The organism is Inquilinus sp. NPDC058860 (assembly GCF_042743185.1).
Classification (GTDB): Bacteria; Pseudomonadota; Alphaproteobacteria; order DSM-16000; family Inquilinaceae; genus Inquilinus.
The window spans coordinates 131,680-154,215 of sequence record NZ_JBHYMS010000005.1 but is presented as its reverse complement, the minus strand read 5'-3'; the positions used below and the strand labels follow the sequence as shown (position 1 = coordinate 154,215).

At 67.9% G+C, this 22,536-nt stretch carries 21 protein-coding genes and 2 tRNA genes; 12 read left to right on the top strand and 11 right to left on the bottom strand.

Annotation, left to right across the window (positions count from 1 at the left end; all coding sequences use genetic code 11):
- Window positions 1–26 precede the first annotated feature (26 nt).
- The 4 genes from ACFW16_RS05575 to ACFW16_RS05560 form a co-directional block, all read right to left on the bottom strand.
- Window positions 27–111 (bottom strand) — tRNA-Leu (locus tag ACFW16_RS05575).
- A gap of 123 nt (window positions 112–234) precedes the next feature.
- The gene (locus ACFW16_RS05570; RefSeq protein WP_380302672.1) at window positions 235–1,686 is read right to left on the bottom strand and encodes an NAD(P)H-hydrate dehydratase; all 1,452 of its coding nucleotides are present in this window, start codon (window positions 1,684–1,686) and stop codon (window positions 235–237) included.
- Window positions 1,683–2,480 (bottom strand): HpcH/HpaI aldolase/citrate lyase family protein, encoded by a 798-nt coding sequence (locus ACFW16_RS05565; protein ID WP_380302671.1) that lies wholly within the window; start codon window positions 2,478–2,480, stop codon window positions 1,683–1,685. The genes ACFW16_RS05570 and ACFW16_RS05565 overlap by 4 nt, the downstream gene beginning before the upstream one ends.
- Window positions 2,481–2,538: 58 nt before the next feature.
- Window positions 2,539–2,614: transfer RNA gene (locus ACFW16_RS05560), tRNA-His, on the bottom strand.
- Window positions 2,615–2,755: 141 nt separating this feature from the next.
- Between ACFW16_RS05560 and ACFW16_RS05555 the strand changes: the two genes are divergently transcribed.
- The 12 genes from ACFW16_RS05555 (at window position 2,756) to ACFW16_RS05500 (ending at window position 13,851) form a co-directional block, all read left to right on the top strand.
- Complete coding sequence (locus ACFW16_RS05555; protein WP_380302669.1) at window positions 2,756–3,940, top strand: pyridoxal phosphate-dependent aminotransferase; 1,185 nt, start codon at window positions 2,756–2,758, stop codon at window positions 3,938–3,940.
- Window positions 3,941–4,097: 157 nt separating this feature from the next.
- Window positions 4,098–4,436, top strand: coding sequence for a P-II family nitrogen regulator (locus ACFW16_RS05550; RefSeq protein WP_034832554.1), 339 nt, complete (start codon window positions 4,098–4,100; stop codon window positions 4,434–4,436).
- An 82-nt stretch (window positions 4,437–4,518) separates the two neighbouring features.
- Window positions 4,519–5,931, top strand: a complete 1,413-nt coding sequence (glnA, locus tag ACFW16_RS05545; RefSeq protein WP_380302666.1) for a type I glutamate--ammonia ligase — start codon at window positions 4,519–4,521, stop codon at window positions 5,929–5,931.
- A 383-nt stretch (window positions 5,932–6,314) separates the two neighbouring features.
- Window positions 6,315–7,343, top strand: a complete 1,029-nt coding sequence (locus ACFW16_RS05540; protein ID WP_380302664.1) for an ABC transporter ATP-binding protein — start codon at window positions 6,315–6,317, stop codon at window positions 7,341–7,343.
- Window positions 7,344–7,351: 8 nt separating this feature from the next.
- Window positions 7,352–8,242 carry an ABC transporter permease gene (locus ACFW16_RS05535; RefSeq protein WP_380302662.1) on the top strand — a complete coding sequence of 297 codons (891 nt, stop codon included), beginning with the start codon at window positions 7,352–7,354 and terminating at the stop codon, window positions 8,240–8,242.
- Complete coding sequence (locus ACFW16_RS05530; RefSeq protein ID WP_380302660.1) at window positions 8,239–9,027, top strand: ABC transporter permease; 789 nt, start codon at window positions 8,239–8,241, stop codon at window positions 9,025–9,027. Before ACFW16_RS05535 ends, ACFW16_RS05530 begins: the two co-directional genes overlap by 4 nt.
- Window positions 9,000–10,091: an extracellular solute-binding protein gene (locus tag ACFW16_RS05525; RefSeq protein ID WP_380302753.1), complete on the top strand. Its 1,092-nt coding sequence runs from the start codon at window positions 9,000–9,002 to the stop codon at window positions 10,089–10,091. The genes ACFW16_RS05530 and ACFW16_RS05525 overlap by 28 nt, the downstream gene beginning before the upstream one ends.
- A 70-nt stretch (window positions 10,092–10,161) precedes the next feature.
- Window positions 10,162–11,214 carry an extracellular solute-binding protein gene (locus tag ACFW16_RS05520; RefSeq protein WP_380302659.1) on the top strand — a complete coding sequence of 351 codons (1,053 nt, stop codon included), beginning with the start codon at window positions 10,162–10,164 and terminating at the stop codon, window positions 11,212–11,214.
- Window positions 11,215–11,333: 119 nt separating this feature from the next.
- Window positions 11,334–11,969: an ATP-dependent Clp protease proteolytic subunit gene (locus ACFW16_RS05515; RefSeq protein WP_380302657.1), complete on the top strand. Its 636-nt coding sequence runs from the start codon at window positions 11,334–11,336 to the stop codon at window positions 11,967–11,969.
- Window positions 11,959–12,519, top strand: a complete 561-nt coding sequence (locus ACFW16_RS05510; RefSeq protein WP_380302655.1) for a YcbK family protein — start codon at window positions 11,959–11,961, stop codon at window positions 12,517–12,519. Before ACFW16_RS05515 ends, ACFW16_RS05510 begins: the two co-directional genes overlap by 11 nt.
- 116 nt (window positions 12,520–12,635) lie before the next feature.
- Window positions 12,636–13,250: an NAD(P)-dependent oxidoreductase gene (locus ACFW16_RS05505; RefSeq protein WP_380302653.1), complete on the top strand. Its 615-nt coding sequence runs from the start codon at window positions 12,636–12,638 to the stop codon at window positions 13,248–13,250.
- 181 nt (window positions 13,251–13,431) lie between these two features.
- Window positions 13,432–13,851, top strand: coding sequence for a DoxX family protein (locus ACFW16_RS05500; RefSeq protein ID WP_380302651.1), 420 nt, complete (start codon window positions 13,432–13,434; stop codon window positions 13,849–13,851).
- Window positions 13,852–13,940: 89 nt separating this feature from the next.
- Here the strand turns inward: ACFW16_RS05500 and aguA are convergent, their stop codons facing one another.
- From aguA to ACFW16_RS05465, 7 genes are all read right to left on the bottom strand, one after another.
- The gene (gene aguA, locus ACFW16_RS05495; protein WP_380302649.1) at window positions 13,941–14,960 is read right to left on the bottom strand and encodes an agmatine deiminase; all 1,020 of its coding nucleotides are present in this window, start codon (window positions 14,958–14,960) and stop codon (window positions 13,941–13,943) included.
- Between the two features lie 422 nt (window positions 14,961–15,382).
- Complete coding sequence (locus ACFW16_RS05490) at window positions 15,383–16,219, bottom strand: ABC transporter permease subunit (RefSeq protein WP_380302647.1); 837 nt, start codon at window positions 16,217–16,219, stop codon at window positions 15,383–15,385.
- A complete protein-coding gene (locus ACFW16_RS05485) occupies window positions 16,216–17,184 on the bottom strand; it encodes an ABC transporter permease subunit (RefSeq protein WP_380302645.1) in 969 nt (322 codons plus the stop codon). The genes ACFW16_RS05490 and ACFW16_RS05485 overlap by 4 nt, the downstream gene beginning before the upstream one ends.
- Entirely contained in the window at window positions 17,181–18,326 is a 1,146-nt protein-coding gene (locus ACFW16_RS05480; protein ID WP_380302643.1) for an ABC transporter ATP-binding protein, read from the bottom strand. Before ACFW16_RS05480 ends, ACFW16_RS05485 begins: the two co-directional genes overlap by 4 nt.
- Before the next feature lie 73 nt (window positions 18,327–18,399).
- On the bottom strand, window positions 18,400–19,497 hold the full coding sequence (locus ACFW16_RS05475; RefSeq protein ID WP_380302641.1) for a polyamine ABC transporter substrate-binding protein: 1,098 nt from the start codon (window positions 19,495–19,497) through the stop codon (window positions 18,400–18,402).
- A gap of 225 nt (window positions 19,498–19,722) precedes the next feature.
- Entirely contained in the window at window positions 19,723–21,108 is a 1,386-nt protein-coding gene (locus ACFW16_RS05470; RefSeq protein WP_380302639.1) for an aspartate aminotransferase family protein, read from the bottom strand.
- A gap of 234 nt (window positions 21,109–21,342) precedes the next feature.
- Window positions 21,343–22,458: a sel1 repeat family protein gene (locus ACFW16_RS05465; protein ID WP_380302637.1), complete on the bottom strand. Its 1,116-nt coding sequence runs from the start codon at window positions 22,456–22,458 to the stop codon at window positions 21,343–21,345.
- Between the last annotated feature and the right edge of the window lie 78 nt (window positions 22,459–22,536).

The window sequence follows — 22,536 nt, the reverse complement described above, 5'->3', positions numbered from 1 at the left end:
GAGCTGTGCCCTGTCGAGATGTTCAATGGTGCGGGCGGAGGGATTTGAACCCCCACGGCTTTCGCCGCTGGAACCTAAATCCAGTGCGTCTACCAATTCCGCCACGCCCGCGAAGACCCCCACCCCTGCCCGCCCCCGAAAACGCGCACAAAAAGGCGGGCAACGAAGGGAGTCGGCCCTGCGAAGGGGCGGTCATAGCACAGGGTTTTTGCGGGCGACAGGCAAAACGCGGGGCTACAGCCGGTCGAGCACAGCCGGCAGGGCGTCGACCACGTCCTCGGCGATCAGCCCGGCGCCGACCCGCTGGGCCGCGGCGCCGTGCAGCCAGACGGCGGCGCAGGCGGCCTCGAAGCCGGGCATGCCCTGCGCCTTCAGCCCCAGCACGATCCCGGCCAGGACGTCGCCGGTGCCGCCGGTGGCCAGGGTCGGCGGTGCGTTGGCGTTGACCACCGCGTGCCCGTCCGGCGCGGCGATGATGGTGTCGGCCCCCTTCAGCACCACCACGGCGCCGACCAGGGCCGCGGCCTGGCGCGCCCGGACCAGGCGCGGGGCGTCGGCCTTGCCGAACAGCCGGTCGAACTCGCCCTGATGCGGGGTCAGCACGCAATCGGTGTCCAGCAGCCCGGCCAGCGCCTGCGGCTCGCCGGCATAGCTGGCGAGGCCGTCGGCATCGAGCACCAGCGACTTGCCGGTTTCGCGCACCGCCGCGACCGCCTGGCGCAGCGCCGGCCCGGCCCCGCCGCCGGGGCCGATCAGCACCGGGCCCAGGCGCCGGTCGGCCAGCAGCCCGTCCCAGCGCTCCATCGGCAGCGCCATGGCGCCGGGCCAGTCGGCGCGGAAGGCCGGCAGCGCCGCCTCGGGCGCGACCACGGTGAGCAGGCCGGCGCCGACCCGACGCGCCGCCCGTGCCGCCAGCCGGGCCGCGCCGGTCAGGCTGCCGCCGGCCAGGATCAGCGGATGGCCGCGATCGTATTTGTGCTGCGCCGGCGCCGTGTGCGGCAGGGCCGCACGCCACAGCGCCGGCCCGTTCTCGTGCAGCCGCGGCCCGATCGCGTCGAGCACCGCGGCGGCGATGCCGATATCGGCCACCCGGGTCTCGCCGCAGAGGCCGCGGCCGGGCAACAGGAGGTGGCCGGGCTTGCGGCGGAAGAAGGTGACCGTCAACGCCGCCGGCGCCACCGGTCCGGGGGCGGAGCCGTCGTCGCCGAACAGGCCGCTGGGCACATCCACCGCGACCACCGGCAGGCCGGAGCCGGCCGCCGCCTCGATCAGGGCCGCGGCCTTGCCCTCCGGCGCCCGGTTCAGCCCGGCGCCGAACAGCGCGTCGACGATGAGCCCGGCGCCGTCCAGCACCGCCGGGGCCGGCGCCTCCACCCTGCCCCGCCACCGCCCTGCCGCCTCAGCCGCGTCGCCCTTCAGGGACTTGACCGGGACCAGCGAGGCCAGCCGCACCGGCCAGCCCCGCTCCGCCAGCAGGCGGCCGATGACCCAGCCGTCGCCGCCGTTGTTGCCGGGGCCGCACAGCACCGCGACCGGGCGCGGCGACCAGCGGGCGCGGATCGCCCGCGCCACCGCCGCCCCCGCCCGCTCCATCAGCACGATGCCGGGGGTGCCGGCGGCGATGGTGCGGCGGTCGGCCTCGGCCATCTCCGCCGCGGTCAACAGGGCGAGGTCGGATACGGTCACCGGCCCGCCGTCCCGACCGCCTCCTTGAAGGCGGCCCGAAAGGCGGCGACATCGGCCCGGGCCGCGTCGCGCAGCAGGGTGATCTCGGCCGGGCCGATGACGATGCGGCAGCCGTCCCGCACCATTTCGGCGGGCGAACGGCCGAGCGAGGGCAGCGAGCCGAGCCATTTGCCGCTGTCCTGGATGGCGCGTTCGGCCCGGCGAATCGTGTCGCGCACCTCCGGGTCGTCGAAGCGGCCGAGCTTGCCGAGGCTGCCGGACAGGTCCCAGGGGCCGATGAACAGCCCGTCGACGCCGTCGACCGCGGCGATGTCGGGAATCGCCTCCACCGCCTGCCGGGTCTCGATCTGGCACAGAATCAGGAGGTTGTCGGAGATGGTCTGCTGATAGTCGGGCGCCAGGCCGAAATCGGCGCCGCGGGCGATGCCGTAGGCGACGCCGCGGATGCCGGCCGGCGGATAGCGGCAGGCGGCGACCGCGGCCTCCGCCTCGGCCCTGGAATTGACTTGCGGCACCATCACGCCCTCGGCGCCGATGTCGAGGATGCGTTTGGCGTAGACCGGGTCGTTCCAGGGCATGCGGACGATGCCGGTGGCCGGGGTGCCGGCCAGGGCCTGCAGGCTGGGCACGGCATCGGCGACCGCGGCCGGCCCGTGCTCGTGGTCGAGCAGCACGATGTCGTAGCCGGCGAGGCCGAGCAGCTCGGTGATCAGCGAATGGCCGATGCCCTGCCAGCAGCCATAGACGGGCTCACCCGCCCGCAGCTTCCGTTTCGCGGCGTTCGGTCGATACAAGGCAGCCTCCTCCGATGCGGTCGGAACAGGCGTATCAGACGATGGGGAGGAAGGGAAATGGGGCGACCAACGGGACTCGAACCCGTGACATCTCGGACCACAACCGAGTGCTCTACCAACTGAGCTATGGCCGCCACAGCGTTAGCGGCGGCTCATATGAGGCATCGCCGCGACGGCGTCAAGACGCATTCCCGCCGATCGGGGCCGCTGCCGGGAATGACCGCGGCGGCGCAAGGCGGCATAGTCCGCCCCGACACACTCATTCAGGGGAAGGCATGATGCTGATTCAGGCGGCCGCCATGGCCAATCTCGGCACCGAGACCGCGTTCGACGTGCTGGCGCGGGCCCAGGCGCTGGCGGCGCAGGGCCGCGACATCATCAATCTCGGCATCGGCCAGCCCGATTTCCGCACCCCCGACCACATCGTCGAGGCGGCGGTGAAGGCGCTGCGCGACGGCCATCACGGCTATACCCCGGCCGGCGGCATCCCGGCGCTGCGCCGGGCCGTGGCCGACGACCTGGAGGCCCGGCGCGGCGTCACGGTCGACCCGGACGACGTGGTGATCATGCCGGGCGGCAAGGTGACCATGTGGTTCGCCATCCTGATGTTCGGTGAGCCGGGGGCCGAGATCCTGTACCCCAACCCCGGATTCCCGATCTACGAATCCGCCATCCGCTTCACCGGGGCGACGCCGGTGCCGGTGCGGCTGCGCGAGGAGAACGGATTCGCCTTCTCGGCCGAGGAGGTGCTGGCCCAGATCACGCCGCGCACCCGCCTCCTGATCATCAACAGCCCGGCCAACCCGACCGGCGGCGTGGTGCCGAAGGCCGAGCTGGACCGCCTGGCCGAAGGGCTGGAGCGGCACCCGCATGTCGCGGTGCTGAGCGACGAGATCTACAGCCGCATCCTCTATGATGGGGCGGAGCACGGCTGCTTCCTCTCCTACCCCGCCCTGCGCGACCGGGTGATCCTCCTGGACGGCTGGTCGAAGACCTATGCCATGACCGGCTGGCGGCTGGGGTGGAGCGTGTGGCCCAAGGCGCTGCGCGAAGGTGCGACGCGGCTGGCTGTGAACTCCCATTCCTGCGTCAACGCCGCCGCCCAATACGCCGGCATCGCCGCGCTGCAGGGGCCGCAGGATGCGGTCGACACGATGTGCGCCGCCTTCGCCGAACGCCGCCGCGTGGTGGTCGACGCACTGAACCGGCTGCCCGGCGTGCGCTGCGTCGAGCCGGGCGGAGCGTTCTATGCGTTCCCCAACATCACCGGCACCGGGATGACGGCCAAGGCGCTGCAGACGAAGCTGCTGGAGGAATGCGGCGTCGCCACCATCGCCGGCACCAGCTTCGGCGCCATGGGCGAAGGCTTCCTGCGCCTGTCCTATGCCAACAGCGTCGAGGCCATCCGGCAGGCCGTGGACCGTATGGCCGGCGCCCTGTCCGGCTTGATCGAAGCCTAAAGAAGCAGCACTATGCCTAAATTCTGAGCAAGCCTCTTTTCATCCCCGGTCGCCGACGCGGAGTCGGCGACTGGCACGGGGCTTGCTTCACATGTCGGCGAGAGCGTTCCGCACCCGGCGGTGGCGCGCAAATGATCCAGGGAACGGTTCCGAACCCATGAAGAAAGTCGAAGCCATCATCAAGCCGTTCAAGCTCGACGAGGTGAAGGAGGCCCTTCACGAGGTCGGGATCAAGGGCATCACCGTGACCGAGGCGAAGGGCTTCGGCCGCCAGAAGGGCCACACCGAGCTCTACCGCGGCGCGGAATACGTGGTCGACTTCCTGCCCAAGGTGAAGGTCGAGGTGGTCATGGAGGACGCCCTGGTCGAACGTGCGATCGAGGCCATCCAGCAGGCTGCCCAGACCGGCCGGATCGGCGACGGTAAGATCTTCGTCACCCCGGTGGAGGAGGTCATCCGCATCCGCACCGGAGAGAAGGGCGCCGACGCCATCTGAGCATCGGCCGTCCGAGCTTGCCGCCCAAGAACGCCTCTCATAAGAACACTCGCGTACAGTCCAAACACAGGAAAAAACCATCATGGCCGACGGTGTGACCAAGGTCCTCGATCTGATCAAAGAGAACGACGTCAAATACGTCGATTTCCGCTTCACCGACTTCCGCGGGAAGGTGCATCACGTCAGCCAGCACGTCTCGACGGTGGACGAGGACATGCTGACCGACGGCGTCATGTTCGACGGTTCCTCGATCGCCGGCTGGAAGGCGATCAACGAGTCCGACATGATCCTGATGCCGGACGCCGACACCGCGGTCATGGACCCCTTCGCCGCCCAGGCGCAGCTGAACATCACCTGCGACATCCTGGAACCGGCCACCGGCCAGCCCTACAGCCGCGACCCGCGCTCGATCGCCAAGTCGGCGGAGCGCTACATGGCGTCGCTCGGCATCGGCGACACCGCCTATTTCGGCCCCGAGGCCGAGTTCTTCATCTTCGACGATGTTCGCTACCAGCAGAACACGACCTCCGCCTTCTACTACCTGGACAGCGAGGACGCGTCGGAGAACAGCGGCAAGGTCTACCCGGACGGCAACCGTGGCCACCGCGTGCAGCCGAAGGGCGGCTACTTCCCGGTGCCGCCGCTGGATGCCGCACACGATCTCCGCGCCGAGATGCTGACGACGCTGGGCGAGATGGGCGTCGAGGTCGAGAAGCACCACCACGAGGTCGCCTCCTCGCAGCATGAGCTCGGCATCAAGTTCGCGACGCTGATCAAGGCCGCGGACGCGCTGCAGCTCTACAAATACGTGATCCACAACGTCGCCGACGCCTATGGCAAGAGCGCGACCTTCATGCCGAAGCCGGTCAAGGGCGACAACGGCTCGGGCATGCATGTCCACCAGTCGATCTGGAAGGAAGGCAAGCCGACCTTCGCCGGCTCGGGCTATGCCGACCTGTCGGACACCGCGCTGTACTACATCGGCGGCATCATCAAGCACGCCAAGGCGCTGAACGCCCTGACCAACCCGTCGACCAACAGCTACAAGCGCCTGATCCCGGGCTTCGAGGCGCCGGTGCTGCTGGCCTATTCGGCCCGCAACCGCTCCGCCTCCTGCCGCATCCCCTACGTCTCCTCGCCGAAGGGCAAGCGCGTCGAGGTGCGGTTCCCGGACCCGAGCGCCAACCCCTACCTCGCCTTCTCGGCCATGCTGATGGCCGGCCTGGACGGCATCCAGAACAAGATCCATCCGGGCGAGGCGATGGACAAGAACCTGTACGACCTGCCGCCGGAAGAGCTGAAGAACGTCCCGACCGTCTGCGGCTCGCTGCGCGAGGCGCTGCTGGCGCTCGAGGCCGACCACGCCTTCCTGCTGAAGGGCGACGTCTTCAGCAAGGACATGATCGAGGCCTATCTCGAGCTGAAGTGGGAAGAGGTGTACGCCTTCGAGCACACCCCGCACCCGATCGAGTTCCAGATGTACTACTCGGTCTGAAGCTGCCTTACGGACGCCCCGCTTCCCCTTCCTGTCATGCCCGGGCTTGACCCGGGCATCCAGAGATGTCGAAGCCGCACTGGGTGGCCCCTGGATCGCCGGGTCAAGCCCGGCGATGACAGTTCGGGGATTGGGGCCTATGGCCAAGCGATCATCCCGACCCGAAGGAACCCCGCCGGCGACGGCGGGTTTTTTCTTGCGCGAACGGCAGGCGGGATAGGCTTGCGATTGCCCGCGGCACCTGCTGATATCGTTCCCAGCAGCGCAGCGGCCGGAAGCGGGAGATCCGAGGGATCCCGGCCGGCCAGGCGCGGTGCCGCCAGGGGTCCCCGACGGTCCGCCCCCGAGGCTCGCGCCCTGCCGAAACAAAAAACGAGGCCATCTTGACAGGGACGGCAATCGACGTTGTCGACGTGACCAAAGTGTTCGGCAGCGAGCAGAGCGGGGCGGTCAGGGCCCTGAACGGCGTATCGGTCCAGATCCGGGACAACGAGTTCTTCACCCTTCTGGGGCCGTCCGGCTGCGGCAAGACCACCCTCCTCCGCATGATCGCCGGATTCGAGGAGCCGACCAGCGGCCACATCCTGCTGCACGGCAAGCCGATCGAAGGGCTGCCGCCTCACAGGCGGCCGGTGAACACGGTGTTCCAGAGCTACGCCCTGTTCCCGCACATGACGGTGCGCGAGAACATCCGCTTCGGCCTGGAGATGAAAGGCGTCGACCGCGCCCGGGCCGACGCCCGCGTCGCCGATATGATCGCCCTGGTAAAGCTGGGCGGGATGGAGCACCGCAAGCCGGCGCAGCTGTCCGGCGGGCAGCAGCAGCGCGTCGCCTTGGCCCGCGCCCTGGCCAGCGAGCCGCAGGTGCTGCTGCTGGACGAGCCGCTGTCGGCCCTCGACCTCAAGCTGAGAAAGGAGATGCAGATCGAGCTGAAGCGGCTGCAGACCGAGACCGGCATCACCTTCATCTTCGTCACCCACGACCAGGAGGAAGCGTTGACCATGTCGGACCGGATCGCGGTGATGAGCCAGGGCGAGATCCTGCAGATCGGCGGCCCGCGCGACATCTACGACCGGCCCGAGCGGCGCTTCGTCGCCCATTTCATCGGCGAGACCAATTTCTTCGACGGCCCCCTCGCCGCCCGCCTCGGCTGCGCCGACGGCGCCACCCTGGCGGTGCGGCCGGAGCGCATCCTCTTGTCCGCCGAGCCCGGGCCGGACAGCCTGGCCGGGACAGTGGAGACGGTGGTCTATGTCGGCACCGACACCACCTACCATGTCCGCCTGGCCGAGGCCGGGGCGCTGGTCACCGCCCGGCTGCAGAACCGCACCGGAGCGCCGCAGAGCTTCCAGCCCGGCGACCGGGTCGGCATCGCCGTGCCGGCCGGCGCCGGCCACGCTTTGGCCGATTGAGGGCCATGATGGCGCGCGGCAATTCGCTGAAAACCGCCGGGCTGATCGGGATCCCGGTCGGCTTCATCCTGGTCTTCTTCATCGTCCCGCTGGCGATCATGGCGGTCGTCTCGGTCGCCGAGCGCGGCCAGTTCGGCGGGGTGCAGTGGAACACCTTCTCCACCGACGCCTATGTCCGCTTCCTCTATGAGCGCGACTTCGACGACAGCCTGATCTGGAACCCGGCCTACGCCCAGATCCTGCTGCGCTCGGTCTGGCTGTCGCTGCTGACCACCGTGCTGTGCGTCCTGGTCGGCTTCCCGACCGCGCTGCACATGGCGATGCAGCCGCCACCGCGGCGCAACCTGCTGATCTTCCTGGTCACCATCCCGTTCTGGACCAACCTCTTGGTGCGCAACTACGCCTGGATCCTGATGCTGCGCTCGGGCGGGCTGCTCGATTCGGCGTTGCAGGGGCTGGGGCTGACCACCGGGTCGCTGAACCTGATGTATACCGAGACGGCGATCGCCATCGGCCTCACCTACTCCTTCCTGCCCTTCATGGTGCTGCCGATCTATTCCAGCCTGGAGAAGCTGGATTTCCGGCTGGTCGAGGCGGCCTACGACCTCGGCGCCGACAAGTGGCGGGCGTTGCGCCGGATCGTCATCCCGCTGGCCATGCCGGGCATCGCCGCCGGCGCCATCCTGGTCTTCATCCCGTGCCTCGGCGCCTATGTGACGCCGGACCTGCTGGGCGGGTCGAAGTCGATGATGATCGGCAACCTGATCCAGAACCAGTTCGGCTCGGCCCGCAACTGGCCGTTCGGGGCGGCGCTGTCCTTCGCCCTGCTGGCCGTCGTGCTGCTGGCGATGATGGCGTACCTGATCCGCTTCCGCGGCGCGCCGCAGGTGGCGAAATGAGTGCGCCGTCCAACCTGCGCCGCTTCCCCGGCGTCCGCGCCGTCTCCTGGGCCTTCTTCGCCTATCTCTACATCCCCATCGTCGTGCTGCTGGTGCTGGCCTTCAACGCCGGCAGCACGGCGACGATCTGGGGCGGCTTCAGCACGCGCTGGTTCGGCGTGGTGCTGGGCAACCCGGACATCCTGCGGGCGGCGAAGAACTCGCTGATCGTCGCCCTGGCGTCGTCGGTGGTGGCGACCGTCATGGCGATCCCGGCCGCGATCGGCATGGCGCGCCGGCGCTTCCGCGGCCAGGCCGCGGTCAGCGCCCTGATCGCCTTGCCGCTGGTGGTGCCGGAGGTGGTGACGGCCGTCGCGACGCTGCTGTTCTTCACCGCCGTCGCCCTGCCGCTGGGCCTGTTCACCATCATCCTGGCCCATGTCGTGTTCTGCATCCCCTTCGCCTATCTGCCGATCCGGGCGCGGCTGGAGGGCATGGATTCCAGCCTGGGCGAGGCCGCGGCGGATCTCTATGCCACGCCCTGGCGGGCCTTCCGCCGGGTGACGCTGCCGCTGTTGTGGCCCGGCATCCTGTCCGGGCTGATGCTGGCCTTCATCATCTCGCTCGACGATTTCGTCATCACCTTCTTCGTCTCCGGCGCCGGGGCGACCACCCTGCCGATCTACATCTACGGCATGATCCGCATCGGCGTGACGCCGGAGGTCAACGCCATCTCGGCGCTGATGCTGCTGATCTCGATCGTCTTCGTCGCCCTGTCCTGGGTGGTCGGACGGGCACGAAGCTGAACCATGGGAGGCCCGAAATTCGGAACCGACGCATCTGCCTGGCCGCCGCCCTCGCCGCGGCCGCCCTCCTCACCGGCCCCGCCGCCTGGGCGGCCGGCGACCTGTTCCTGTTCAACTGGACCAACTACACCCCGCCCGACCTGCTGAAGAAGTTCGAGGCCGAGACCGGGATCAAGGTCACGCTCGACGTCTACGATTCGAACGAGACCCTGCTCGCCAAGATGCAGGCCGGCGGCGCCAGCTACGACGTGGTGGTGCCGTCCGACTACATGGTCGACATCATGGTCAAGCAGGGCCTGCTGCAGGAGATCGACGCCGCCGCCATGCCGGGCTTCGGCGCCGTCGTCGCCCCGCACGACAAGCCCTGGTACGACCCGGAGCGGAAATACTCCGCGCCCTACATGTGGGGCACCACCGGCTTCACCTATGACAGCGCCAAGGTGCAGGGCCCGGTGGACGACAGCTGGTGGTCGATCTTCAACCCGGACGGCCCCTTCAAGGGCAGCCTGGCGATGATGAACGACTCGGTCGAGGTGTTCACCGCCGCCGCCTTCTACCTCGGCATCGACCGCTGCACCGAGAGCAGCGAGGACGCCGGCAGGATCTTCAAGCTCTTGGAGGCGCAGAAGCCGGCCGTCTCCCTCTACAACTCCGACGGCTCGGTCGACCGCATGGCCGCCGGCGAGGTCGTCGCCCACATGCAATGGAACGGCGCCGCCCACCGCACCAAGCTGCAGCGGCCGAGCGCGGTCTTCGTCTATCCGAAGGAGGGGCTGAACCTCTGGGCCGACAACCTGGTGGTGCCGAAGGACGCCAAGAATCCGGAGAACGCCAAGATCTTCATCGCCTGGATGCTGAAGCCGGAAAACATCGGCGCCGCCTCCAACTTCACCACCTACATGAACGCGATCAAGGGCTCCGAGGCCTTCATGGACAAGGCCCTGAGCGAGGATCCGGCGATCGCCATGCCGCCGGATTATGCCGGCCGGCTGCGGCCAGCCCGGAACTGCTCTCCCGCTGCGGTCGAGTTGCGCGACCGGGTCTGGACCCGCCTCAAATCCTGAGCGGCCGGGCCGTCGTCCCGGGCGTCGGCGGGGCGCGACATCACAATCCGACGACAACAGAGAGGTTGAGATGGGACCAGCAAGACAGCTTCTTCTCGCCGCCGTCGCGGCCGCCGGGGCGCTGACCGCGGCATCGGCCGCGCAGGCCGCCGGCGAGCTCTATTTCTACAACTGGACGAACTACTACCCGCCGGAGCTCTTGAAGAAGTTCGAGGCCGAGACCGGGATCAAGGTCACGCTCGACGTCTATGATTCGAACGAGACCCTGCTGGCCAAGCTGCAGGCCGGCGCCGCCGGCTACGACGTGGTGGTGCCGTCCGACTACATGGTCGACATCATGATCAAGGGCGGCATGCTGGAGCCGATCGACGCCAGCAAGATGCCGAACTTCAAGAACGTCGCCGCGCCGCACGACAAGCCCTGGTACGACCCGGAGCGGAAATACTCCGCCCCCTATGACTGGGGCACGACCGGCTTCAGCTACGACACCGCCAAGGTCGAGGGCGGCAAGGTCGACGACAGCTGGTGGTCGGTCTTCAACCCCGACGGCCCGTTCAAGGGCAAGCTGGCCATGCTGAACGATTCGGTCGAGGTCTATAAGGCCGCGTCCTTCTATCTCGGCATCGATTTCTGCACCGAGAGCAGCGAGGACGCCGGCAAGATCTTCAAGCTGCTGGAGGCGCAGAAGCCGGCCGTCGCCCTGTACAACTCCGACGGCACGATCGAGCGCATGACCGCCGGCGAGGTCGTTGCCCACATGCAATGGAACGGCGCCGCCCACCGGACCAAGGAGGCCCGGCCGACCGTCGCCTATGTCTATCCCAAGGAAGGCATCAATTTCTGGGAGGACAACTTCGCCATCCCGAAGGGCGCGCGCAACGTCGAGAACGCCAAGATCTTCATCGACTGGATGATGAAGCCGGAGAACATCGCCATCGCCGGCAACTTCACCGGCTACAGCAACGCCATCACCGGCGCGATCGACCTGATGGACGAGAAGCTGCGCAACGACCCGGCGGTGAACACGCCGCCGGAGCTGCTGAGCCGGCTGAAGCCGAACCAGAACTGCTCGCAGACCGCCGTCGACCTGCGCGAGCGGGTCTGGACCCGCCTCAAGTCGTAGGCTCCGGCCGTGCTCCCGGCCCGCTTCGCGGCCGCCGCCGGAAGGCGCTGGTTGCGAAGCGGGGTTCGGCACGCTACCTCTTGCAGGTCAGACAGATCTCTTAAGTGACAGGATCCCCCATGGTCGACCGCCCGTTCCCGCCGCGTCTCGACGACGAGGAGGAGGAAGAAGAGGAAGAGCGCCCCGAGAAGGAGAAGAAGGAGGATCTCGGCCCGCAGATCGGCAACATCCTCTTCAAGAACCGGACGGTGCTGCTGTTCGGCGAAATCTCCATGAAGCTGGCGCAGGCGATCAGCGCGCAGCTGCTGGCGCTCGCCGCCGACGACGAGAAGAAGCCGATCCGGCTGGTGATCAACTCGCCGGGCGGCCATGTCGAGGCCGGCGACACCATCCACGACATGATCCGCTTCATCGGCGCGCCGGTGAAGGTGATCGGCACCGGCTGGGTGGCCAGCGCCGGCGCCCATATCTACCTGGCGGCGAAGAAGGAGAACCGCCTGTCGCTGCCGAACACGCGGTTCCTGCTGCACCAGCCGTCCGGCGGTGCCGGCGGCCGGGCGGTCGATATCGACATCGAGGCGCGCGAGATCATCAAGATGCGCCGCCGCCTGAACGAGATCATCGCCCGCGAGACCGGTCAGCCGATCGAGAAGGTCGAGCGCGACACCGACCGGAACTACTGGATGTCGGCCGAGGAGGCGAAGGACTACGGCCTCGTCGGCAAGATCATCGACAGCATCAAGGATGCCGGCTGACCTCAGCCCGGTGACACGGCGGCGGGCCCTGCTGGGGCTCGCCGCCCTTCCTTTCTGCGCCGCGGCGGCCCCGGCCGTCGACCCGACCGGCGAGCGGCGCCTCAAGCTCTACAACCCGCACACCGACGAGCGCTTCGACGACGTCTACGCCGTCGACGGCGCGGTTTCGGACGATGCCCGGAAGCGGCTGAACCGGCTTCTGCGCGACCACCATGTCGACAAGGCGACCGACATGGATCCGGGCGTCTTCGACCTGCTGTGGCTGATCTCCCGGCGCTACCAGCTCGCCAGGGACCGGCGGGTGACGATCAACCTGCATTCCGGCTACCGCACCCCCGAGACCAACGAGAAGCTGCGCCCCGAAGGCGCCGCCCGGAACAGCCTGCACATGCAGGGCAAGGCGGTGGACCTGTCGGTGCAGGGCTACGGCATGGTGTTCCTGGCGAACCACGCCCGGGCCGTCGCCAGCGGCGGCCTCGGCCTCTACTGGCGCTCCGACTTCGTTCATCTCGACACCGGGCCGAAGCGCGTCTGGTACAAGCGGTTCTAGCGCGCCGCCGGTCATTCCGCAGTCCCTCGGTTACTTTCAACACCCTTCTTGCGCGGTCGGGCGGGAATGCCGAACTTGCCGTCGGTACCTATTCGTAACCAAGTTCGGAGAATTCCATGGCGAAGCTCGCCCTGATCGGCGCCAGCGGCAATGTCGGCTCGAAGATCCTGGCCGAGGCCCTGAGCCGCGGCCACGAGGTCACCGGCATCGTCCGCACCCCGGAGAAGCTGCCGCAGCACCCGAATCTGACCGCGAAGCGTGGCGACGTGTTCGACGCCGATGGCTTGGCGAAGCTGCTGGCCGGGCACGACGCGGTGATCAGCTCTGTGCACTACACCGCCTCCGACCCCGCCCTGCTGCTGCAGGCGGTCAAGGCCTCGGGCGTCAAGCGCTACCTGGTGGTCGGCGGCGCCGGCAGCCTGGAGGTGGCGCCGGGCGTACAGCTGGTCGACACGCCGGAATTCCCGGCGCTGTACAAGGAGGAAGCGTCCAAGGGCCGCGACTACCTCGACCTGCTGCGCGGCGAGGCGGAGCTGGACTGGACCTTCCTGTCGCCTTCCGCGGTGATCGCGCCAGGCGAGCGAACCGGCACATTCCGCCTGGGCGGCGACCAGCTTCTGATCGGCGCGGACGGGCAGAGCCGGATCAGCCAGGAAGACTATGCCGTCGCCCTGATCGACGAGCTGGAGAAGCCGGCGCACAGCCGCAAGCGCTTCACCGTCGGGTACTGAGGCCGCCGGTTCATTGTTGTCCGCGGCGTGACGAATTGTTGTGCGATCGGCGGCTTGACCGCGCACCGCAAAAGCAACTCAATCGCAACGCCACCACCGGGCCCGGGACGGCGCCCCACCGGGCCCGGCGGAGCGGGCGCAAGCCCCGCGGCATCCCTTCCCCTTTGATCCGGAGACGATCATGGCCGACCTGAACGACCAGCTCGACCGCACTTGGGCGCCGCGCGTGCTCAGCATCCTGCGCATCGCCACCGCCCTGTTCTTCCTGCAGCACGGCCTCGCCAAGCTGTTCGGCTTCCCGCACGTCGCCTATTTCGACGGGCTTCAGCTGTTCTCGCTGGTCGGCCTGGCCGGCGTGCTGGAGATCGTCGGCAGCGTGCTGCTGCTGATCGGGCTGTTCACCCGCCCGGTCGCCTTCATCCTGTCGGGCCAGATGGCGGTGGCCTATTTCATGGCCCACGCGCCGCAGGGCTTCTTCCCGATCCTGAACCAGGGCGAGCTCGCGGCGCTGTACAGCTTCGTCTTCCTGTATTTCGCCGCCGCCGGCGGCGGAGCCTGGAGCCTGGACGCGGTGCGCAATCCGCGGCTGGCGACGGCCTGACCGTCACCGAGGTGATTGGGTTCGCGGTCGCGAACCCAACATCGCGCCGGTCGTTCGTCGGGTTCGCCAAGGCGAACCCGACCTACTCGCTACGGAGCGGGTTGCTGCTGGGTGATGCAGTGGATGCCGCCGCCGCCCAGGAAGATGTCGCGGGCGTGGACCTGGACCACGCGGCGGTTCGGGAAGGCGTCGCGGATGATGCGGAAGGCGCGCTCGTCCTCGGCCACGTCGAAGGCCGGCATCACCACGCCGCCATTGGCGATGTAGAAATTGACATAGGACAGGCTCAGCCGCTTGCCGCGATGCTCCTGCCGGGCCGGCTGCGGCACCTCGATCACCTGCAGCGGCCGGCCTTTGGCGTCCTTGGCCGAGCGCAGGATGTCGAGATTGGTCTGCAGCGTGTCGAAATTGCCGTCGCTCTTGTCGTCGGTCGACAGTGCCAGCACCACGCCCGGCCGCACGAAGCAGGCGATCTCGTCGACATGACCGTCGGTCTCGTCGTCCTCGATCCCCTCCGGCAGCCAGATCACGGTGGAGATTCCGAGCCATTCGCGCAGGTTCTGCTCGACCTGGGCCTTGGTCACGTCCGGGTTGCGGTTCGGATTCAAGAGGCACTGCTCGGTGGCCAGCACCGTGCCCTCGCCGTCGACATGGACGGCCCCGCCCTCGAGCACGAAGGGGGCGCGGAAGCGCCGGGCGCCGACATGCTTCAGGATGCGCTTCGCCACCACCGCGTCGCGGCTGTAGGGCTGGTATTTCTGGCCCCAGGCGTTGAAGCGCCAATGCGCGCCGGCGAGATGGCCGCTGCGGTCGAGCAGGAAGGTCGGTCCCGAATCGCGCAGCCAGCTGTCGTCGATCTCCATGGACACCACGTCGATCGGCGTGCCGTTGCCGAGGATCAGCGACGCCTCGGCCACATCCGCCGGGTTGCAGACCATGGTGACCGGCTCGAACTCGGCGATGGCCTGGGCCACATCGGCATAGGCGGTGCGGGCGGCGTCCATCTGCTCGCCCCAGACCTCGTCACGGCAGGGCCAGGCCATCCAGCAGCGGCTGTGGGGCTCCCATTCCGCGGGCATGACGTAGCCGAGGGATGCAGGGACGGTCACAATGGGGTTCCGCAGTGGTTCGGGCTCAAGCGCCAGAGGCTAGCGTCCGCCGCGTCCGGATGAAAGAGCCGGTTTTCGGGCCCCGGATATGGAACGGGCCCAACCGACCGGCCGGGCCCGAGAAACCGATCGTCCCGAAGGACTATGATGACGGCGCGGCAATCAAATGCGGCGCCGGGAGATCGACTTTTCCCCGTTCGCAAAACGGCGGCCGAACGGCGCCAGACGAATGGTTCCAAAGATCGACAGAAACGACATGAGGTACTCATGAATTGTTCTCGACACCACAGATATAGTCGATCGGCCGAGTATTTTGCTCAAGGGGCGACGCCGGGGGTCACCTGCGCGCCGCGCATGACTCAGAGTCCTGCGCGATCGTCAGTCGATCCCGCAAGAAAGCGCCGTTCCGGCCCGCTTCGACCTCATGTTCCTGCGGCAAAGGCCAGTTGCTCGTCCCGCCGGCGCTTCTTCTCGTGCCGTACCAGCAGCCCGCCGGCGATGATCACGCCGGTGGTGACGATGACGACGATGATGGTGGCGAGCGCATTGATCTCCGGCGTCACCCCGAGCTTCACCTTGGAGAAGATGTAGACCGGCAGCGTGGTCGAGCCGGGGCCGGAGACGAAGCTGGTGATCACCAGCGTGTCCAGCGACAGGGTGAAGGACAGGAGCCAGCCGGCGATCACCGCGGGCGAGATGATCGGCAGGGTGATCCAGAAGAACACGGTCAGCGGCCGGGCGCCGAGGTCCATCGCCGCCTCCTCGATCGATTCGTCGAGGCTGACCAGCCGCGACTGCACGATCACCGCGACATAGGCCAGGCAGAAGGTGATGTGGGCGATGGTGATCGTCACCATGCCGCGACCCTGCGGGAAGCCGAACAGCCCCTCCATGGCCACGAACAGCAACAGCATCGACAGGCCGGTGATCACCTCGGGCATCACCAGCGGCGCCGTGACCATGCCGGAGAACAGGGTGCGGCCGCGGAACCGGCCGAAACGGGCCAGCACCATCCCGGCCACGGTGCCGAGCACGCAGGCGACCGTGGCGGCGATCGCGGCGATCTCCAGCGATCGCCGTGCCGCGTCCAGCATCTGCTGGTTCTGCAGCAGCGTGCCGTACCACCTGGTCGAGAAACCGCCCCAGATCGTGACCAGGCGGCTCTCGTTGAAGGAGTAGATCATCAGGAGGATGATCGGCACGTAGAGGAAGGCGTAACCGAACACCAGGCAGGTGAACAGGAACCAGGGCCGCCTCATCGCTCCGCCTCCTGCTGCTTCGCCTGGACGTACTGGAACACCATGATCGGGATCACCAGCACCAGCAGCAGCACGATCGCGACCGCGGAGGCGACCGGCCAGTCGGTGTTCTGGAAGAACTCGTTCGACAGCACCTTGCCGATCATCAGCGTGTCGATGCCGCCCAGCAGCTCCGGGATCACGTATTCGCCGACCGCCGGGATGAACACCAGCAGCGAGCCGGCGACGATGCCGGGCAGCGACAGCGGCAGGGTGATCAGCAGGAACGCCTTCCACGGCCGGCAGCCCAGGTCCTCCGCCGCCTCGAGCAGCGAGACGTCGAGCTTCTCCAGGGTCGCGTAGAGCGGCAGGATCATGAACGGCAGGTAGGAGTAGACGATGCCGATATAGACCGCGATATCGGTGTGCAGGATCTCCAGCGGCTGGTCGATGACGCCGAGCCAGATCAGCAGGTTGTTGAGCAGCCCCTGCTGCTGGAGGATGCCGATCCAGGCGTAGACCCGGATCAGGAACGAGGTCCAGAACGGCAGGATCACCAGCATCAGGAGCGGCACCCGCCACTGCTGGCTCGACCGGGCGATGGCATAGGCCATCGGATAGCCGACCAGGAGGCTGAGCACAGTCGAGATCGCGGCGATCTTCACCGAGCTCAGATAGGCGCTGACGTAGAGCGGGTCGTCGAGCAGGAACTGGAAGTTGCCGATGCTGAGCGAGATCCCGACATGCGCCTCGTCGATCCAGTCCCATAGCGGCGTGTAGGGCGGCTGGCCGATCACCTTGTCGGCGAAGGCGATCTTCAGGACGATGACGAAGGGGATCAGGAAGAACAGGAACAGCCAGACATAGGGCAGCGCGATCACGAGGCTGCGGCCGAGCCGCCCGCCCAGCCGCCGCAGGATCGACGGTCCCGCCGCGACCCTCGGGGCTGTACCGTCCGCCGTGTCGGTCGCCGTCACCGCGGTCATTGCGTCAGCACCACGCCGGCAAAGGGCTGCCAGGACAGCCAGACCTCGTCTTCCCAGGTGATCGGCATCTCGGTCAGGCGCGAGACGTTCGGCGCCGTAACCCGCACCGTCTTCCCGTTCGGCAGCGCGATCAGATAGATCGACAGGTTGCCGAGATAGGCGATCTCCTTGACCACCCCCCGGGTGCTGTTGGTGTCGCCCTCGCCGGGCTGCTTCGAGATCGCGATCTTCTCCGGCCGCACCGCGACCCAGACCTGGGTCCCGACCGGCACCGGCAGGCCATGGCTGATATGGAGCAGGCAGCCGGCCTCCGGGCTGTCGATGATGACATGTTCCGGATGGTCTTCGGCCACCCGGCCCTCGAACAGGTTCACCGAGCCGATGAAGTCGGCGACGAATTTCGACTGCGGATACTCGTAGATCTCGGCCGGGGTGCCGAGCTGCGAGATGTAGCCGGAATTCATCACCGCGATGCGGCTGGACATCGTCATCGCCTCCTCCTGGTCGTGGGTCACGACCACGAAGGTGATGCCGACCTTCTCCTGGATGTTCACCAGCTCGAACTGGGTCTGCTCGCGCAGCTTCTTGTCCAGTGCGCCGAGCGGCTCGTCCAGCAGCAGCAGCTTCGGCCGCTTGACCAGGCTGCGCGACAGGGCGACGCGCTGGCGCTGGCCGCCCGAGAGCTGGTGCGGCTTGCGCTTGGCGAAGCGGCCGAGCTGGACCAGGTCCAGCACCTCGGCGACGCGGGTCTTGATCTCGGCCGCCGGCACCCGGTCCTGGCGCAGGCCGAAGGCCACGTTCTGCTCCACCGTCATATGCGGGAACAGCGCATAGGACTGGAACATCATGTTGACCGGCCGCTCATAGGGCGGCACAGCGGTCATGTCGACGCCGTCGATGAAGATCCTGCCTTCGGTCGGCCGTTCGAACCCCGCCATCATGCGCAGGAGCGTGGTCTTGCCGCAGCCCGACCCGCCCAGGAGGGCGAAGAACTCGCCGCGATAGATCGACAGGCTGACATCGTCGACGGCGGTGAAGTCGCCGAACTTCTTGGTCACCTTCTCGATCCGGACGTAAGGCTTCTCGTCCGGATTGCGCCACGGCTGCGGCACCGTCTGCTGTTTCGGCTTGGCTTGGCCCATCCCCGTCTCCGGACCCTGTCCCCCAATGCGAAGCGGCCGCCGCATCCGGTCTGGGATGCGGCGGCCGTGCTGTCTACTGGCCGGTGCGGAACCGTGTCCAGGTCCGCGTCCGCAGGCGTTCGTAGCTGGACGACGCCTCGGTGATCGCGAACAGCCGCTTCATCACATCCTCGGGCGGGAAGATGCGCGGGTCGTTGGCGATGTCGGGGTTCATCAGCTCCTTCGCGCCGATCACCGCGTTGCCGTAGCCGACAAAGTCGTCGATCCCGGCCATCACCTTCGGCTCGAGCAGGAAGTTGATGTAGGCGTAGGCCTCATCCGGATGCGGCGCATCCTTCGGGATCGCCGCCATGTCGAACCAGATCTGCGCCCCCTCCTTGGGGATGAAATAGTCGATGGTGACGTTGTTCTTCGCCTCGTCGGCCCGGGTCTTGGCGATGTTGACGTCGCCGGACCAGCCGAGCGAGACGCAGACATTGCCGCCCGCCAGGTCGTTGATGTACTGCGACGAGTGCAGGTACTTCAGATAGGGACGGACCTTCATCAGGGCGTCCTCGGCCTTCTTCAGATCCTCCGGCTTCTGGCTGTTGGGATCGAGGCCGAGATAGTTCAGCACCGAGGGCAGCACGTCGGTCGGGCTGTCCAGCATGGTGATGCCGCAATCGGCCAGCTTCTTGGCGTTCTCCGGGTCCAGCACCATGGCGATGCTGTCCGGCGGCGTGTCGCCCAGGCGCTTCTTCACCTGGTCGACATTGTAGCCGATGCCGACCGTGCCCCACTGGTAGATGATCGCGTGCTTGTTGCCCGGATCGGCGGTCTCGACCAGCTTCATCAGCGCCGGGTCGAGGTTCTTCCAGTTCGGGATCTTGGACTTGTCGAGCTCGAGATAGACATTCGCCTTGATCTGGCGCGACAGGAAAGGCTGCGCCGTCGGGACGACGACGTCGTAGCCCGAGTTGCCGGTCAGCAGCTTGGCTTCCAGCGCCTCGTTGCCGTCATAGGTGTCGTAGACGGTCTTGATGCCGGTGGCCTTGGTGAAGTCGGCCAGCGTGGTCTCGCCGATATAGTCCGACCAGTTGTAGATGTTGACGACCTTCTCCTGGGCCACGGCCGGCACTGCCACGGCGCACAGCGCGGCGGTCGCGAGAAGGCTTTGCACGAGACGCTTCATGTAACCGTTCCCTGTCTGTGATCTGTTCGAGACCCGTCGAGCCGGCTCCCCTTCTGATCAATGCAACGCGCCGCGGTGAAGGCTGTCAATCGCGGCGACGGCGCAGTGCACAAAACGGGCTCGAACCGTCCTCCCTGTGCCCTGCGTTCGTGACATTTGCAACCCCGTCCTCGAACGAGAAAGGAGGCCGCCCCGCAAGCAGAAAACCGGGCGGCCGCCCTGCCCTCACATCCTGCCGAGATCCCGCGCCGTGGCGTCGATCGCGATCCTGGCCCGGCGGACCAGCTCGTCGACCTCGTCGCGCGAGATCACCAGCGGCGGCGCCAGCACCATGGCGTCGCGCACCCCGCGCATCACCAGGTCGTTGGCGAAGCAGTGGTTGCGGCACTGGGTGCCGACCGCCCCGTAGTTCGGGAAGCGGCGGCGGGTGGCCTTGTCCGCGACCAGCTCGATCGCCGCGATCAGGCCGACGCCGCGCACCTCGCCGACGATCGGATGGTCGGCGAAGGCCTCGCGCAGCCGGTCCTGGAAATACGGGCCGATATCGGTCCGGGTGCGGTCGACCAGCCCCTCCCGCTCCAGGATCCGGATGTTGGCCAGCGCCACGGCGCAGGCCACCGGGTGACCGGAATAGGTGAAGCCGTGATAGAACTCGCCACCCTGCTCGATCAGCGTCTCGGCCACCCTGTCGCCGACCATGACGGCGGACAGCGGCAGGTAGCCCGAGGTGATGCCCTTGGCCAGGGTCATCAGGTCCGGCTGGATGCCGAACAGGTCCGAGCCGAACCACTCGCCGGTGCGGCCGAAGCCGCAGATCACCTCGTCGGCGATCAGCAGCACGTCGTGCTGGCGGCAGATGCGCTGCAGCTCCGGGAAGTAGCTCTCCGGCGGGATGATGACGCCGCCGGCGCCCTGGATCGGCTCGGCGATCACCGCGGCGACGCTGTCGGGGCCCAGCTCCCAGATCCGGTCCTCTATCGCCTTGGCGGCGAGCTTGCCGAAGGCCTCGGGCTCCAAGTCGCCGCCATTGTCGTACCAGTAGGGCGCCATGACGTGGTGGAAGCCCGGGAACGGCAGGTCCGCCTGGCGGTGCATCGCCCCCATGCCGCACAGCGACACCGCGGCCATGGTCGAGCCGTGATAGCCGTATTGCCGGCCGATGATCGCCTTCTTGCGGTGCTTGCCTTTCAGGTCCCAGTAATGCCGGACCATGCGGACGATGGTGTCGTTCGCCTCCGACCCGCTGTTGGCATAGAAGACGTGGTTCAGGCCGGCGGGCGTGATCTCCGCCAGCTTGGCCGACAGCTCGGCCGCGGCCGGCGTCGTGGTCTTGAAGAAGGTGTTGTAGAAGGGCAGCTCGAGCATCTGCTCATGGGCGACGTCGGCCAGCTCCTTGCGGCCGTAGCCGACATTGACGCACCACAGCCCGGCCATGCCGTCGATCATCTGGCGGCCTTCGGAATCCCACAGCCAGACGCCTTCGGCGCGGGTGATGATGCGGCTGCCCCCTTCGCTGGCGAGCGACTTGTAGTCGGTGAAGGGGTGCAGGTGATGGGCGGTATCGAGCGCCTTCCACTCGGCGGTGGAGCGGCTGGCGGCAAAGCTGTTCATGACGCGACCTCGCGTGAATCCGGACAAAGAATGCGGAAACCGGACCGCCCCTGCGGCGGCCCTATGGCTGGGTCAGGCGCGCGGCGGGTTGTAGCCGATGCGGGCGCACAGCAGCATCAGCTCCTGCTTGCGCGATCGGCGACTGCGATGGGGCCTCGGCCGTGTCATGGTGACGCGAAGCATATCGCCGCCGGCGCACGGCGTCACTAGCCGAGCGACTCGGCACGTCCTGTCTCAGCGCTTCATCCCGGCCAGGTTGGTCCCGGCATCGGCGTTCCCCAGCGCCGCCGCCTTCTCGAACCAGCGGATGGCCTCGGCATCACTCTGCGGCACGCCGCGCCCGTCCTTGTACATCAGGCCGAGATTGTTCTCGGCTGCGGCATTGCCCTGGTCGGCGGCCAGCCGGAACCACTTGACGGCTTCCGTGTCGCTCTGCGCCACGCCGCGGCCGTTCTTGACCATGACGCCGAGATTGCGCTCGGCCACGTCGTAGCCCTGGTCGGCGGCGCGCCGGAACAGCGCCGCGGCCTCGGCGTCGTCCTGCGTGGTGCCGCGCCCGGCGGCGACCAGGGCGCCGAGATGGTTCTGACCATGCGGGTCGCCTTGCGCCGCCGCCAGCCGGTACCACCGCACCGCCTCGGCGTCGTTCTGCGGCAGGCCGCGGCCCATCTCGTACATGTAGCCGAGATTGGTCTGCGCATCCGGGTTCCCCTGCCGGGCGGCCAGCCGGTACCACCGCACGGCCTCGCTGTCGCTCTGCGGCACGCCCTGGCCGTTCTGGTAGCGCACGCCCAGCGCGTTCTGCGCCACGGCGGTGACGGGACCGGCGGATTGCTCCGGCTGCTGCGCCGACCCGGATTTGCCACCCTGGGCCGAGGCCCGTTGGAACCATTTCTCCGCTTCGGCTTCGCTGCGGTCGACACCGGCGCCGAGCTGATAGGCCATGCCGAGGTCGATCTCGGCGGCCACATAGCCCTGGTCCGCGGCAAGGCGATAGAAGTTCGCGGCCGCGACGAGGTCACGGTCGACGCCCCGCCCCTCGGCATAGAGGGTGCCGAGGGCGGTCTGGGCCACGGGATCACCCTGTGCCGCCGCCAGGCGGAACCATCGACAGGCCACGGTGTCGCTTCGCGGCATGCCGTGCCCGGCCTCGGCCATCAGGCCGAGCCTGGTCTGGGCCGAGGCGTTGCCCCGCTTTGCCGCCTGCAGCAGCGCCGCGATCGCGGCCTGGTCATCGTGCCGTTCGGCGGGAGGCCCATCCTGATGGAGATCGGCCGCGGCGGGGCCAGCCGGCAAGGCGACCAGGATCAGGGTCAGCGCCGCCGCAACACGATCACGGAAGTCCTTCATCGCATCTCCGATCCGGCGGGCCGCGCCGCTGGAAGGCCGAATCCGTCGCTCATGATACGACCCCGATGCTAGCACGGC